Below are 13126 nucleotides of genomic sequence, written 5' to 3'. Positions count from 1 at the left end.
ATGGACTGCAACATTGAATTTCGAGTGAACAGCAAAATAGAAATTGAAATGGAAGATGGTTTTTACAAGAGCAATATACAGGACGTGGGGGAAGACACTATAGGAATAAGTATTCCGGTAAATGAAGGTAAATACCTTCCACTTAGAAGAGGTGACAGCATAAGATGCATATATTTTCATAAAAAGCAAAAGCAGATGTATAGTTTTGATACGGTTGTAACTTCCCGAAGAATAGACAGGGTTCTCATAATAGATATTAAAAAACCTGAGAATATTAGATTCTACCAGAGAAGAAATTTTGTGAGAGTTCCAATGACTATGGATATACTATGTGCAATTGTTCCAACGGTTAAGGACTCAAAGCATCTGGATGATCAGATAGATTTTTTCAATGCAACGTCACTTAACATAAGTGGAGGGGGTATGAAACTTTCTATAGACATTGGCTTAGAGAGAAGGTTCTCATACGGAAAGATACTTCTGCTTACCATACCCGCTGGAAATGAAAATATAACAGTAAAAGGCAGACTTGTTAGAATTGACAGGGATATAAAGAAGAGAAAATTAATATGCGGTGTATCCTTTATAAATATAGACGAGAAAAACAGGGAGAAGATAATAGCACTTGTATTTAGAATTATGAGAGAACAAGTAAAGAAAAGAACAAGGGAGGATGAATAATGGCCATATCAAAAGAGTCAAATATAAAAGAAGAACTAGTAAAAAGATATCTTCCTCTTGTAAAGTATATTGCATCCAGAGTTATAATAGGAAAGACAAAATATATAGAATATGAAGATCTCGTGAGCTATGGCATAGTTGGACTTATGGATGCTATAAACAAATTTGATGAAGAGCGTGGAATGAAATTTTCAACTTATGCCTCAATCCGTATAAGGGGTTCAATGATAGATGAACTCAGAAAAAACAGTCCAATTTCAAAAGGCGCGATGGATAAACTCAACAGATACAATCAGGCTGTAGAAACTCTGCAGAAGGAACTTGGCAGAGAACCAACTGCTTCAGAGATATCTCAAAAACTCAATATTTCCATAAAAAGCATGGTTGAAATAGAGAACTATATAAATTACATATCCGTAGTATCCCTGGAAAATTTAATATTTTCAGATGATGATGATATTCCAATCATGGGTACTATAGAAGATGATAAAAGTCCGAGTCCTGAAAAGATACTTGAGGAGAAAGAAGAACTGGAATATTTGACTATGGCTCTGCAATTGCTAAATGAAAAGGACAACCTTATACTTACACTCTATTATTACGAGGGACTGACACTCAAGAAAATAGGACATATTTTAAATGTTTCAGAATCAAGAGTATGCCAGCTTCACAGCAGGGCAATCATACATCTTAGAAAAGCAATGTCCAAATTAAAATACAAGGCCTAGGAATGGAGATATTTAAATGGAGACAATTGTACTTTTTGTGATAGGAATAGTAATTATAATTTTTAATGCACGAGCTGTACTTAGAGAAAAGAACTCGTTTAAAAATCAACTTGATTTAAAACAGGAATCAAGTGAAAAATTTGAGATTGAAATAGGAAAACTCAGAAATGAATTCGGGGAGACAATTTTTGAACTCCAAAAGGAAATAGAAAATCTAAAGGAAAATAGTGTCAAACTAAATAAACATGGAGATAAAGATGAAAAGGAAACTGGAAATTCTGAATTTGAAAATTACAATAATGTTAAAATAGATGAAATAAAGAGAATGATTGATGATAAAGTATCAATGGATGAGATATCAGAAAAAACTGGTATAGGCAAGGGGGAATTGCTATTAATAAAGGAATTATACATAAAATAACTGAAATCACGGATTTCTTGAGTGACGGAAAGATTCTTCTAGGTATTGGTATCGGAATAATACTTGCAACTTCAGTAATGCTGCAGGCAAAAATTCAATATCAAATGAGCAAAACCCAGATAGAACAAAAGGCAAGATCTCTGGGTATGCAGTATCCTGAAGAAATGAAAGTAATAAATAAAGATAATGGAGGTAAAAAATGATTAGAAGCTTTTATACGGCAGTTTCAGGAATGATAACACAGGAAGCAAAGCAGGATGTACTTACGAATAATATTGCAAATGCCAATACTGTTGGTTTCAAGCAGGATGATCTTTCAGTTGGAGATTTTGGAGAAATGCTTCTTCAGAATTATGACAAGGTAGTTGGTGGAAAGAATGTAAGGAATGTTATAGGTGATATAAGTCTTGGAAGTAGAGTAAACGGCGTGAATTCCGAATTCAGCAGTGGTACTATTCAGGATACGGGAATAGCTACGGATTTTGCCATAGACGGGAGGGGATTTTTTGCAGTGTCCAGGCAGGAAGGCAATGGCAATACTACATATTATACTAGAGACGGACACTTCCACGTAAATATAAACGGAATTCTTGTGGATGATGCAGGAGATACGGTACTTGCCAGGAATACTCAAACTGGTGCATTGGGGCCTGTGGATGTTGGAAATGGAAAGATGGTATGTGATTCCCAGGGAAATATAAGTATAGACGGTACCCAAAGATACAAATTGGATACTGTTGATTTCAATGACTACAATGCTCTCACCAAGGTAGGAGACAATCTATACAGTGGAAATGGTGCCGTAGAGTCCAACGCTGTGAATGTAAAGCAGAATTCCCTTGAAAGCTCGAATGTGAATGTAGTAAATGCAATGGCAGACATGCTTACTACAATGAGAACTTTTGAGACAAATCAGAAGGCGGTACAGTCAATAGATGAAACTTTGGATAAGCTTGTAAATGAAGTTGGAAGGGTCTGATATTTAAATTTTGGGAGGTGGATAACATGCTTAGGGCAATATGGAACAGTACAAGTGCAATGAATGCTCAGCAGGAAAAATTAAATAGTATATCAAACAATTTGGCGAATGTCAATACTACCGGATACAAATCCGAGAATGTGAATTTTCAGGATTTGATGTATGAAACTCTCGACAGAAGAGGATATCCTGTAAATCAAAATTCTGATACAAAGTTGATAAGCGGAGATGGCTCAAAAACTTCACAATGGATCAGAAACACACAGGAGGGAAGTCTTGTTGAAACCGGCAAAAAAACAGATCTGGCCATAGACGGGCAGGGTTTTTTCAGAGTTACCCTTGCAAACGGGCAGGCAGCCTATGAAAGGGCAGGAGATTTTATTGTAGATAGTGCTGGTACACTGGTTGACCAGAGTGGAAACAGGGTCAATATGGTCCTTGAAAATGGTGCACGTGCAGGTGAACTTACAAAGGATAACTTTCTTGTGGACAAAGAGGGATATGTATATATACAAAATGGGGATCAGGACGTATTATATGGAAAGATAAATGTCTACAATGTTGTTGGAGATGATTCAATGATATCCATAGGGAACAATTTATATTCTCCAAAGCCGGGAGCCCGGATATACCAAAATAATGATGTATCCATACAGCAGGGATTTCTTGAACAGTCGAATGTTGATGTGGGAAAGGAAATGTCGGAGATGATACTCTCCCAGCGTGCTTTTGAATTGAGCGCCAAGGCATTGAGCACGTCAGATGAGATGTGGGGGCTTATAAACAGCATGAAAAGATAAAAATCTATTTTATAGTAAACTTATGGTTTGTACATACATATAATATATTGATTTAATATTTTGGGGGGAATTTTGTATGTACAAATATCCGGATATGGGATATGGTTATCCACCTTATACTTATTATGGTATGCCGTTTATATATCCTTCTATTCCAACAATTCCGATTTATGCCGTGGATCCTTACATGTATCCACCAGTAGATTATAATCAAAACATGCAGATACAAACATATCCATCACTTTCCCGTGGGGAGCAGGAGGATTATGCGGGAGATGACGGAACTGGAGGAAACTTTGGAAACTTGAGGATGAAAACTGTGGATATAAGCGAAATAACGGATTAAAAACAGGCCCGAAGATACAAACAATATTCTTCGGGTCTGTTTTTAATTTCTATGTTTTGCAATGGCAGTGGTAAGCGGTGGAATTATCTGTTTTTTCCTTGATAATACTCCTGGAACATAGGCACTGTGGTCGATTAATTTCACATCAAATATAGAAGATATTACATCACTGTATTCACCTATTGATATCAATTCCGAACCACTTTTCAATATGTCTGTAACCATGAATACCATGAGCCCGAATCCTTCACTGCTGCACATTGATTCCATGAGATCTACAATATCATTCTTGACAGGGGAGAAACTCTCGGGATCGGTAGTTGAAACCTGTGATACTCCAACTTTTACACCTTCAAGATTAAATGTTTTGAAGTCCTGGTTCAATATATCTTCAGGAGTCTTTCCATCAAGGGATGAACCAGCCTTGAACATGTCTTTTGCAAACTTTTCAGGATCAATATCCGCTATGGAGGCCAGTCTGTTCAGCATTATCCTGTCCGTCTCAGTTGATGTAGGTGATTTGAAGAAAAGGGTATCTGATATTATGGCACCGCACAAAAGTCCTGCTGCTTTTTTGGACGGTCTTATACCATTTTCAAAGAATCTTGTACCTACTATTGTTCCCGTACATCCAACAGGCTCATTTCTAAAGTATATGGCGGAAGCGGTCTGTATGTCGGCTATTCTGTGATGGTCGATTATTTCAAGTATTTCCGCATCTTCAAGTCCATTTACAGACTGGGATCTTTCATTGTGATCAACAAGTATGACCTTCTTTTTATTTCGGGATATAAGATGATATCTGGATAGATTGCCAATTACCCTGTTGCTTTCGTCAACTACGGGATAACTTCTGTATCTGGTGTCCAGCATGACTTCCCTTACATCATCTATGAAATCATAGGTTTTAAAGGAGAGTATGCCATCTTTTTTCATGACATAACTTATAGGTATGCTCTGAGGTATGAGTCTTGCAGCAGTAAAAGTGTCGTAAGGGGTTACTATTATGGAACAGTTAACTTCTTTTGCCCTGTCGGCAACCTCTTCCGACACCTCGTGGTTCCCTGTAAGTATCATGAGGGAGGCATTTGAATCCAGTATTGCATTCTGGGCATCGGTTCTGTCGCCGCATATTACGATGTCACCGTCTTCAATAACTTCATCTATACTCTCCGGCTGCATGGCTGCCACTATTACCTTCCCTTTGAATTCGCTGTTTTCACTGGAAACATATATACATTTTGCAGCCAGAGTATCCAGTATATTGTCGAGGGTGGTGCCGCTTTTCTGAATTATGTTGCTGTCCCAGATATCCATATAGGATGAAGTTATGTTTGATTGGGATGCAATCCCGATCAGTATGCCGTCATCATCTACTATAGGCAGGGTTTTTACACTATTTTTTCTTATCATTGCCCAGGCGGTTTTAAGTGAAGTCTGGGGCGATATTGGATTTACACTGTCGAAGTTTAAATCCGCTATCTGTGTTTTTACTGTATCCATTAATTTCTGTGGTTCAACTCCGAAGTAATCCAGAACAAACTGGGTTTCTTTACTGATCTCCCCCAGTCGTATAGGTACTGCATTTACTCCTGTTTTATTTTTAAATTCCGCATAAGCTATGGAAGAGCATATTGAATCCGTATCTGGATTTTTATGCCCGGTTATATATACGGTATCGTTCATTTGTATTTTCCTCCTAACGTTTATTAGTGCAGAGTTACTATGTGCTTATATTATTATATATTATTATATAGAATAGTTCCAGTTTACAGGTGAAGTTTAATCGGTCAATTAGAATAATGTACATATATTTTTGCATATACATTAATAAATACAAACATAAAGATCACATGGAGGTATTAAAGTTGATAAATGAGAGGGAAATTGAAAGTGGTTTAACTCAGGCTGAAGCATCGAGAAGACTAAGGAAGTACGGACCTAATTTACTGGAAAAAAAGAAAAAGGTATCACCTTTGAAAATATTTTTGTCCCAGTTCAATGATTTTATAACCTGGGTTTTGATTGCAGCTACAGTTACATCCGGGTTTATGGGAGAGAAGGCGGATGCCGTAACTATTATAATAATCATAATAATGAATGCAACGCTTGGCTTTGCCCAGGAATTCAAAACGGAGAAATCACTGGAGGCGCTCAAGAATATGGCTTCCCCCACGTCAAAAGTAATAAGGGACGGGAAAATAAAAATCATAAATGCAGAGGAACTCGTAATTGGAGATTTGATAATTGTTGAAAGCGGGGACAAAGTACCTGCTGATTGCATGCTGGCAGAAGGCAGCAATATTATGATGGATGAATCCCTTCTTACAGGCGAATCCACGGGAGTGGGCAAAAGCTGCAGAAAAAATGAAAATTCCATTTATATGGGAACCATAGTTCTCACGGGAAATGGAAAGGCAATAGTAACCGGAACAGGCATGAATACTGAGATGGGAAAAATAGCAGGTATGCTCCAGGGGATAGAAAAGGATACATCACCACTTAAGGAAAAGCTGAACAATCTTGGAAAGGTGCTCGTAGTGCTGTGCCTTGTAGTGTGTGCAATAGTAACCATTACTGGAATACTCAGGGGAGAGGACAAATATGAAATGTTTCTTCTCGGAGTCAGTCTTGCAGTGGCGGCCATTCCGGAAAGTCTTACGGCGATAGTTACGGTTGCACTTGCACTTGGAGTTTCCAGAATGCTCAAGAGAAATGCACTCATAAGGAAGCTGCCTGCAGTGGAGACACTCGGGTGCACCTCGATAATATGTAGCGACAAGACAGGAACTCTTACAGAAAACAACATGACTGTAAAGGCCATATATTTTAATGGCAGGATATACAGTGTGGACAAGGATATTGTACCTGAAAACGTGATGCTCAAGAAGATATTTACATATTGCAATGATTGTAATTTTGATGTGGACAAGAGGAATTTATCGGAGAGCGTGATCGGTGATCCAACGGAAGTTGCACTCATAAAGGCGTATTTCACACAGGGCAGGGAACTCAAAAATTTTCTGGAAAAATCCAGAAGACTATATGATATACCTTTTGACTCCGACAGGAAGATGATGTCTGTCATAGTCAAGGAAGGTTCCCGGGAAATAGGATATGTAAAAGGAGCTCCTGAAAGAGTAATAAAAAGGTGCAAGTATATACTTGACAGGGGACAGGTTAGAATTCTGACCGCTGCTGAAAAAAACAAAATACTTAAAGCAATAGAGACAATGTCACTCAATGCACTGAGATGCATAGCAGGTGCTTACAAGGAGAAAAATCTGGCAAGGGGAAAATCTCTTGAGGAAAATCTTATTTTTGCAGGAATTGCCGGAATTATTGATCCTCCCAGAAAAGAGGCGAGGGATGCAGTACTGAAATGCAGAATGGCTGGCATAAAGCCTGTTATGATAACGGGAGACCATAAAAACACTGCATTTGCAATAGGAAAGGATCTTGACATATGCAGCTCTCAGGATCAGGTAGTAACAGGCGAGGAACTGGATAAGCTGTCGGACAAACAGCTCTCGGCTGCAGTAGAAAAAAAGGTAATATTTGCAAGAGTCACTCCAAAGCACAAGCTCAGAATAGTAAGGGCATTCAAATCAAAGAATAAAGTCGTTGCCATGACAGGAGACGGAGTAAATGATGCACCTGCTGTAAAGGAAGCGGATATAGGAATATGCATGGGGATTTCTGGAACTGATGTTACAAAAGAAGCATCATCCATGATACTTCTCGACGATAATTTTGCGACCATAGTTTCTGCGGTAGAAGAAGGAAGAGTCATATATGACAATATAAGAAAATTTATAAGATATCTTCTGTCCTGCAATCTTGGAGAAGTTCTCACCATGTTCCTGGCTTCAGCTTTCAATCTGGCGATACCGCTTCTTCCAATACAAATACTCATGGTAAATCTTGCTACTGACGGTCTCCCTGCCATAGCTCTCGGGGTTGATCCTCCGGAAGGGGATATAATGAGAGAGAAGCCAAGGGCCAAAAATGAGAGCATATTCGCAAGAGGACTTACGGAAAAAATAGTTGTAAGAGGTGCACTGATCGGTACGTGTACAGTGCTCTCTTTTGCAGTAGGTCAGTATCTGGGGTTTGGACTGAAAACAGCCAGAACCATGGCGCTTGCAACACTTGTAATGTCACAGCTTGTTCATGTTTTTGAATGCAGATCGGAAAAACATTCAATATTTGAAATAAATTTGTTTACAAATATGTATCTTCTAGGTGCAATATCCGTATCCATCTGCATGATTATGGCAATATGTTATTTTCCATTTTTGCAGAATGTATTTCATACTTCCGCATTGAGTCTGGCACAGTGGGGTATAGTAGTCTTTTTCTCGGGTATAATTGCACTTATAAACAGTCTGTATCTTTATTTCAAGTAAAAATAAAAGGGATTTAGATTGACTCTAATCCCTTTTATTTAAATCTCTGAATTTTTCTCTGGACTTTAGGTGCCTTTCCTTCAATTGGAATGAGATCCTTTTTTGTAGTCATGTTTCTTACATTTATAATTTCAACCTGTTCCCGCTTTTCCTTGCCTTTCTTTGCCTTCAGGCCCTGAACCAATATAAAATTCCCCTGATTTATGGAGATGAACTCCGGATTTTTGAACCATTTTTTCTTAATATAAGTGCATTTGGATATATTTCTACTTCTCTCCGGTCTTACGAGAAGGGTAACTACTAATTTGTTGAATATCCACAATATGGTTTTTCTTTTTATTTTTACAGATACGACGGTACCCTGAAGCTGTGTCAATCTGTCTCCGTATTTTTTCAGATAAGATCTTGTATAATATTGTGAAATTTTTTCCTTAAGACTCATTTACATACTAACTCCTTTGTCGTTTATTTTATAAAAGATAATTAATTCCATAAGAATTTACTATATTATATCACAGTTTTGACTCCAATAATAGTTTTCATATTTTTGTTCCTAAATGTATGTATGAGGAATATTAATATAATATGTAAGCATGTTAATCAGGGAGGGTCTAGAATGAAGAGAGAATTGAAGCCTGAGGAAATAATATATGATTTTGATATGAAGGATATAGATTTAGAAAGTAGGATAGATGACAATATAGAATATGGCGATGTGTACAGGAAAATAAAGATGGCATTTAACATAGACAGGGAAGGGTACAATTTATATATTGTTGATGATTTTTCAAAAGATAAACTTGAAGATATTGAGAATTTTATACGGGACAACATTGGAGATGGAAAAGTACAGGATATATGCTATGTAATTTATGACGATGTGAAAAATCCAAAAGCACTGTTTCTAAAATCTGGATACGGAAGAAAACTTGAGAACATGGTAAAAAAAATAAAGACACTGTATTTTAAAATCACATTTGAATTCTATAATGGGTCCAATAAAGAAAAAGAATTTATTGTAGAATCAATCAACAGCAAGAAAAGCAACTTGATAGATGGGCTGCTAAATGAGGCGAAAAAGAAAAATTTCACTTTGAAACCCACAGAAGACGGTTTTGTATTCATTCCACTTAAAGAAAACGGAAAGGTAATGAGTGAAGAGGAATATGCCCTTCTGGGTCTTGATGAAAAACAGGATATAATAAACAACGTTGGAATATTAAAAAATAGTTCCCAGGAAATATTGGATAATTTAAAGGATATGGAAATGACTGAAACTGAAAAAATAAAGTTGATTATGGACAATTATTACAATAAAATGACATCCAGTATTAAAAAGGAATATTCTGAAATATTTAAAGGGAATGAGTCTGTATTGAAATTTTTGGACAACATGTGCAGCAGTATAGAAAAAGATATAAGAAAGATATACTCCATAAACTATGAAGATGATGAAAAGAGTATAAAGAATATAATATTCAAGTATTCAGTAAATGTATTGGTGGACAACAGCGGCAGAGAAAAACCTCCTGTAATATATGAAGAAGATCCAAGTGTTACAAGTCTCATGGGAAATATTGAATATGAAAATAAAGATGGAAATTATGTTACTGATATAAGCCTTATAAGAGCAGGCTCAATTCTGAAAGCCAATGGAGGATGTCTCATACTTACAATGAGCAGCCTTTTAAATAATCAGAATTCTTATTATTACTTGAAAAAATCACTTCTTAGCGGTCAGGTAAAACTGGATTACAAAAAAGGGTATCTTGAGCTATTGTCCTTGAACGGATTAAATCCGCAGCCAATTGATATTGATGAAAAAGTAATAATTATAGGGGATTACAACACTTATAACTTTTTATACAATTATGATTCGGATTTCAAGAAGGTATTCAGGATAAGGGCCGAATATAATTCTATATTGGATATAGATGATAATATCAAAATGTCATTTCTGAAAAAAATTATACAGATGTGCAAAAATAAAAACCTCAAACCTGTTACGGATGAAGGACTTAGAGAAATTGCAAAGTTTTTATCGAGAAAAGCCGAAAATAGAAATAAATTGCTGGCAGATGAGTATGAGCTTGAAAAGCTGCTTGTAATTGCAGATGGGAGTTCAAGGGAAAACGGCGGTGCCTATATAGAAGCAGGGGATATAGAAAATGCTGCTTATTCAAGAGAATTGGCGGAACAGCAGATAGATGAGGGGTACAGGCAAAATCAGATATTTATAGATGTGGAGGACAAGAAGATAGGTCAGGTAAATGCACTTTCTATTTTGAATACAGGATATTTTACTTTTGGAAAGCCCATGAGACTTACCTGCTCCTGTACCGGCGGTAATGGAGACATAATCGATGTACAGAGGGAAAGCAACCTGTCCGGGAAAATACACAACAAAGCCATAAATACAATAAAGGGATATATAAACAACTTGATTGGGGGATATGTCAAACTGCCGGTTAATTTTCATATCAGTTTTGAACAGCTCTATGGGAGTATTGATGGTGACAGTGCATCTGTAGCGGAAGCGGTATCCATAATATCCTCCATATCAAAAATTGGAATAAGGCAGAATATAGCAGTTACAGGTTCAATCAACCAGTTCGGGGAAGTACAGCCAGTAGGGGGAATAAATGAAAAAATAGAGGGATTTTTTAATATATGCAATATAATTGGAAATACTAAAGGGAAAGGCGTGCTTATTCCAGAATCGAATATTATAAGCCTTGCACTCAAAAATGAAGTTGAAGAAGAAATAAACAGGGGGAATTTCCATATATACTCCATGACAACAGTAGAAGATGCTGTAGAAATTTTAATGGGAGAGGATAATATCCGATATGAGGATGTTATAAATTCAATAAGGAGAGAGTGTAAAAAGTATTATGGAAAGCAGGAAAAAAGGAGCAGGCACAGCTAGAGATGACAGGAAAGGCAATAGGAATATCCTACTATTGCCTTTTTATGGATACTATTATACATTAAATCTGAAATTTACTACGTCCCCGTCTTCCATTACATAATCTTTTCCTTCAAGTCTGAAGTATCCTTTTTCCTTTGCAGAAGTTTCTGAACCGGATTCTATTAATTTTTCATAGGATATGACTTCAGCTCTTATAAATCCCTTTTCTATATCTGAATGTATTTTGCCGGCTGCCTGGGGAGCTTTTGTACCTTTTTTTATTGTCCATGCCCGTACTTCTTTTTCACCGGCAGTTAAAAAGCTTATAAGTCCAAGAAGTTTATAGCTTGCACTTATTAATTTATCAAGTCCGGCTTCATTTAACCCGTATTCCTTGAGCATTTCAGATTTTTCATCTTCTTCAAGGGAGGAGAGTTCTTCTTCAATTTTTGCAGATATGGTTATAACCTCTGCGTTTTCAGATTTGGCATAGTCCTGTACTTTTTTCACAAATTCATTGTCATCATTTCCGGAAATCAAATCGTCTTCTGATATATTGGCCACATATAGTACAGGTTTGGTAGTGAGAAGAAAATATCCTTTTACCTTGAGGGATTCGTCTTCTGTAAGTTCCAGGGTTCTCACAGGATTGCCATCTTCCAGATGTTTTTTTACCTTGAGCATCAATTCATATTCTGACTTTGCATTTTTATCTGCACCGCTTTTTGCAAGCTTTACAATTTTTTCTATTCTCCTGTCCATTACTTCCATATCGGAGAATATGAGTTCAAGATTTATGGTTTCGATATCACGGATAGGGTCTATGGAACCATCTACATGTACTATGTTTTCATCTTCAAAGCATCTCACAACATGAACAATTGCCTCAACCTCCCTTATATGTGATAAAAATTTATTCCCGAGACCTTCACCTTTGCTGGCTCCCTTTACAAGACCTGCAATATCGTAGAATTCTATGGCAGTATAAACCTTTTTCTGAGATTTGTACATCTTTTCCAGGGTGTCAAGTCTGCTGTCAGGTACACTCACTACGCCGACATTTGGTTCTATAGTACAAAAAGGATAGTTGGCAGACTCTGCACCAGCCTGTGTTATTGCATTAAACAAAGTGCTTTTGCCAACATTTGGCAAACCTACAATTCCAAGTTTCATCTATGTACATTCCTTTCATAAAAATTCATTTTAAATTATACTCTACAAATTACAGCATTTCAATAAAACAGGCTGAAAGTAGATGAATGCGTGAAACTCACATATAAAAGTTTAATAAATTTAAAATAAATATTAAAATTTTATAAAAAAGCAGGATTTTTTATGCTGATATAGAATAAAATAAAATAGTGGTTTAAAGTGGTAGCAAGTGGAGCTAAAATATAAGAAAAGGGTGTAGTTATGTTTATAGGTGAATACGAACACTGCCTTGACAGTAAAAATAGAATAATTATACCCTCGAAATTCAGACAGGATCTTGGAAATAGTTTTATAATAACAAAGGGTCTGGATAAATGTCTCTATGTGTATACTACAGATCAATGGAAAATATTAGAAGATAAGCTTGAAAAACTGCCACTTACCAACAAGAGTGCGAGAGCTTTTGTGAGATTTTTCTTTTCAGGAGCGAATGAACTCAGCATAGACAAGCAAGGTAGAGTACTTGTGCCCCAGTCCCTTCTGGAATATGCTTCTATAGAAAAAGAAGTGGTGAGTATAGGGGTATCAAATAGAATTGAAATATGGAGCAAGATTAACTGGATTGAGTATAATAATTCCAATATAGATTTTGATGATATAGCTGAACAGATGAGTCAGCTTGGAATATAGATTAATCCA

The 13126-nt window shown here is 36.6% G+C and carries 13 protein-coding genes; 10 read left to right on the top strand and 3 right to left on the bottom strand.

The window, feature by feature from the left end; all coding sequences use genetic code 11:
• The 7 genes from LKE46_RS08010 to LKE46_RS07980 all read left to right on the top strand — a co-directional run bounded on the left by LKE46_RS08010 (position 1) and on the right by LKE46_RS07980 (position 3955).
• Complete coding sequence (locus LKE46_RS08010) at positions 1 to 681, top strand: flagellar brake protein (RefSeq protein ID WP_291720263.1); 681 nt, start codon at positions 1 to 3, stop codon at positions 679 to 681.
• On the top strand, positions 681 to 1409 hold the full coding sequence (locus tag LKE46_RS08005; RefSeq protein WP_291720260.1) for a FliA/WhiG family RNA polymerase sigma factor: 729 nt from the start codon (positions 681 to 683) through the stop codon (positions 1407 to 1409). The genes LKE46_RS08010 and LKE46_RS08005 overlap by 1 nt, the downstream gene beginning before the upstream one ends.
• Positions 1410 to 1425: 16 nt before the next feature.
• On the top strand, positions 1426 to 1830 hold the full coding sequence (locus tag LKE46_RS08000) for a hypothetical protein (RefSeq protein ID WP_291720257.1): 405 nt from the start codon (positions 1426 to 1428) through the stop codon (positions 1828 to 1830).
• Positions 1831 to 1847: 17 nt separating this feature from the next.
• On the top strand, positions 1848 to 2033 hold the full coding sequence (locus LKE46_RS07995; protein WP_291720254.1) for a hypothetical protein: 186 nt from the start codon (positions 1848 to 1850) through the stop codon (positions 2031 to 2033).
• Positions 2030 to 2809 (top strand): flagellar basal-body rod protein FlgG, encoded by a 780-nt coding sequence (locus LKE46_RS07990; protein WP_291720251.1) that lies wholly within the window; start codon positions 2030 to 2032, stop codon positions 2807 to 2809. The genes LKE46_RS07995 and LKE46_RS07990 overlap by 4 nt, the downstream gene beginning before the upstream one ends.
• 26 nt (positions 2810 to 2835) lie before the next feature.
• Positions 2836 to 3609, top strand: coding sequence for a flagellar hook-basal body complex protein (locus LKE46_RS07985; RefSeq protein WP_291720244.1), 774 nt, complete (start codon positions 2836 to 2838; stop codon positions 3607 to 3609).
• A 76-nt stretch (positions 3610 to 3685) separates the two neighbouring features.
• The gene (locus LKE46_RS07980) at positions 3686 to 3955 is read left to right on the top strand and encodes a hypothetical protein (protein ID WP_291720241.1); all 270 of its coding nucleotides are present in this window, start codon (positions 3686 to 3688) and stop codon (positions 3953 to 3955) included.
• 42 nt (positions 3956 to 3997) lie between these two features.
• Here the strand turns inward: LKE46_RS07980 and LKE46_RS07975 are convergent, their stop codons facing one another.
• Positions 3998 to 5641, bottom strand: a complete 1644-nt coding sequence (locus LKE46_RS07975) for a putative manganese-dependent inorganic diphosphatase (protein ID WP_291720238.1) — start codon at positions 5639 to 5641, stop codon at positions 3998 to 4000.
• A 167-nt stretch (positions 5642 to 5808) separates the two neighbouring features.
• Here LKE46_RS07975 and LKE46_RS07970 point away from each other — a divergent pair, with 167 nt between their 5' ends.
• Positions 5809 to 8364: a calcium-translocating P-type ATPase, PMCA-type gene (locus LKE46_RS07970; RefSeq protein WP_363316048.1), complete on the top strand. Its 2556-nt coding sequence runs from the start codon at positions 5809 to 5811 to the stop codon at positions 8362 to 8364.
• Between the two features lie 34 nt (positions 8365 to 8398).
• On the opposite strand, the gene LKE46_RS07965 is transcribed toward LKE46_RS07970, so the two are convergent.
• Positions 8399 to 8806 (bottom strand): hypothetical protein, encoded by a 408-nt coding sequence (locus LKE46_RS07965; protein WP_291720235.1) that lies wholly within the window; start codon positions 8804 to 8806, stop codon positions 8399 to 8401.
• Between the two features lie 174 nt (positions 8807 to 8980).
• Here LKE46_RS07965 and LKE46_RS07960 point away from each other — a divergent pair, with 174 nt between their 5' ends.
• The gene (locus LKE46_RS07960) at positions 8981 to 11293 is read left to right on the top strand and encodes an AAA family ATPase (RefSeq protein ID WP_291720230.1); all 2313 of its coding nucleotides are present in this window, start codon (positions 8981 to 8983) and stop codon (positions 11291 to 11293) included.
• Positions 11294 to 11347: 54 nt separating this feature from the next.
• Here the strand turns inward: LKE46_RS07960 and ychF are convergent, their stop codons facing one another.
• On the bottom strand, positions 11348 to 12448 hold the full coding sequence (ychF, locus tag LKE46_RS07955; RefSeq protein ID WP_291720227.1) for a redox-regulated ATPase YchF: 1101 nt from the start codon (positions 12446 to 12448) through the stop codon (positions 11348 to 11350).
• Between the two features lie 240 nt (positions 12449 to 12688).
• Between ychF and mraZ the strand changes: the two genes are divergently transcribed.
• Positions 12689 to 13117 (top strand): division/cell wall cluster transcriptional repressor MraZ, encoded by a 429-nt coding sequence (mraZ, locus tag LKE46_RS07950; protein ID WP_291720223.1) that lies wholly within the window; start codon positions 12689 to 12691, stop codon positions 13115 to 13117.
• Positions 13118 to 13126 lie beyond the last annotated feature (9 nt).

It is taken from the genome of Clostridium sp. (assembly GCF_022482905.1).
In the GTDB taxonomy this organism is placed as follows: domain Bacteria; phylum Bacillota; class Clostridia; order Clostridiales; family Clostridiaceae; genus Clostridium_B.
This window is presented reverse-complemented; position numbering and strand designations above follow the sequence as displayed.

What these genes read in the sequence shown, in the direction of transcription:
- LKE46_RS07980 (WP_291720241.1), top strand. Translation starts at nt 3,686, where the DNA reads ATGTACAAATATCCGGATATGGGATATGGTTATCCACCTTATACTTAT.
- mraZ (WP_291720223.1), top strand. Translation starts at nt 12,689, where the DNA reads ATGTTTATAGGTGAATACGAACACTGCCTTGACAGTAAAAATAGAATA.
- LKE46_RS07985 (WP_291720244.1), top strand. Translation starts at nt 2,836, where the DNA reads ATGCTTAGGGCAATATGGAACAGTACAAGTGCAATGAATGCTCAGCAG.
- ychF (WP_291720227.1), bottom strand. Translation starts at nt 12,448, where the DNA reads ATGAAACTTGGAATTGTAGGTTTGCCAAATGTTGGCAAAAGCACTTTG.
- LKE46_RS08010 (WP_291720263.1), top strand. Translation starts at nt 1, where the DNA reads ATGGACTGCAACATTGAATTTCGAGTGAACAGCAAAATAGAAATTGAA.
- LKE46_RS08000 (WP_291720257.1), top strand. Translation starts at nt 1,426, where the DNA reads ATGGAGACAATTGTACTTTTTGTGATAGGAATAGTAATTATAATTTTT.
- LKE46_RS07960 (WP_291720230.1), top strand. Translation starts at nt 8,981, where the DNA reads ATGAAGAGAGAATTGAAGCCTGAGGAAATAATATATGATTTTGATATG.
- LKE46_RS07970 (WP_363316048.1), top strand. Translation starts at nt 5,809, where the DNA reads ATGGAGGTATTAAAGTTGATAAATGAGAGGGAAATTGAAAGTGGTTTA.
- LKE46_RS07965 (WP_291720235.1), bottom strand. Translation starts at nt 8,806, where the DNA reads ATGAGTCTTAAGGAAAAAATTTCACAATATTATACAAGATCTTATCTG.
- LKE46_RS08005 (WP_291720260.1), top strand. Translation starts at nt 681, where the DNA reads ATGGCCATATCAAAAGAGTCAAATATAAAAGAAGAACTAGTAAAAAGA.
- LKE46_RS07975 (WP_291720238.1), bottom strand. Translation starts at nt 5,641, where the DNA reads ATGAACGATACCGTATATATAACCGGGCATAAAAATCCAGATACGGAT.
- LKE46_RS07990 (WP_291720251.1), top strand. Translation starts at nt 2,030, where the DNA reads ATGATTAGAAGCTTTTATACGGCAGTTTCAGGAATGATAACACAGGAA.